This window comes from Nonomuraea sp. NPDC050790, assembly GCF_044456745.1.
Classification (GTDB): Bacteria; Actinomycetota; Actinomycetes; order Streptosporangiales; family Streptosporangiaceae; genus Nonomuraea.
Genome location: NZ_JBITGF010000029.1, coordinates 1 through 1,065 on the forward strand (window position 1 = coordinate 1; position 1,065 = coordinate 1,065).

1 pseudogene is annotated in these 1,065 nt (G+C 67.6%); it reads left to right on the top strand.

The window, feature by feature from the left end:
• Nucleotides 1-72 precede the first annotated feature (72 nt).
• Nucleotides 73-1,065, top strand: a pseudogene (locus ACIBEJ_RS52165) (IS5 family transposase); the annotation flags it as partial.

The window sequence follows — 1,065 nt, forward strand, 5'->3', positions numbered from 1 at the left end:
CTAGGAGCTGTTCGGAGTTCGGATCTAGGTGAGGCCGGGGAGCGGGCTGGTCATGACTGGTAGAACTCGGGCATGGCCCGTTTCGATATGACTGATGCCGAGTGGGCGTTGATCGAGTCGTATCTGCCGGTGGCGGCGACCGGTCCGCTGCCTCGGCGGGTGCGGGATCAGTTCAACGGGATCCTGTGGCGCTTTCGCACCGGCTCGGGCTGGCGTGATGTGCCGGAACGGTACGGGCCGTGGTCGACGCTCTACTCCCGGTTCAACGGCTGGGCCAAAGCCGGAGTGTTTCAAGCGTTGATGGAGGCGCTGATCGCCGAGGCAGCCGCGCGGGGGCAGGTGGGACTGGAGTTGGTCAGCGTGGACTCCACCATCGTGCGGGCGCATCAGGAGTCGGCGGGGTTGGCGATCGCCGGGGAGACCTTGGATGCGCTGGAGCAGGCGCTGACCGAGGAAAAGGGGGCTCCGCTCGCGGAGCAGCCGCCGGTGCTGAGGGTGATGCGCCGCAGGTCACACCAGGCGCGGACCGTCAGGACGACGCGAACGCGTCATCGGGCCGCGATCGTGCCGTCATCCGGCGACGCCGCAAGGCCCGGGCCAAGGCCGCCAGGCTCGGCCGGTCCCGAGGCGGACTGAGCAGCAAGATTCACGCCGCGGTCGATGCCTCCGGGCGGCCGTTGGCCTTTCTGCTCACGCCCGGTCAGGCCGGCGACTGCCCGTTCTTCATCGCCGTCCTGAACAAGATCCGCATTCCGGGTCCGGTGGGTCGGCCCCGGACCCGTCCCACCGCGGTGGCCGCGGACATGGCCTACTCTTCCAAGGCCAACCGCGCCTACTTACGGCACCGCCACGTCGTGGCAGTCATCCCGGAGAAGAGCGATCAGCGGGCCAACCGGAAGAGGAAGGGGCAGGCCGGTGGGCGGCCGGTCAGCTTCGATCCATTGCGCTACCGGCAGCGCAACACTGTTGAACGCTGCTTCCAGAAGATCAAAACCTGGCGTGGCCTGGCAACCCGCTATGACAAGACCCCGGAAAGCTACGAGGCAGGACTTCACCTCCGAGGCT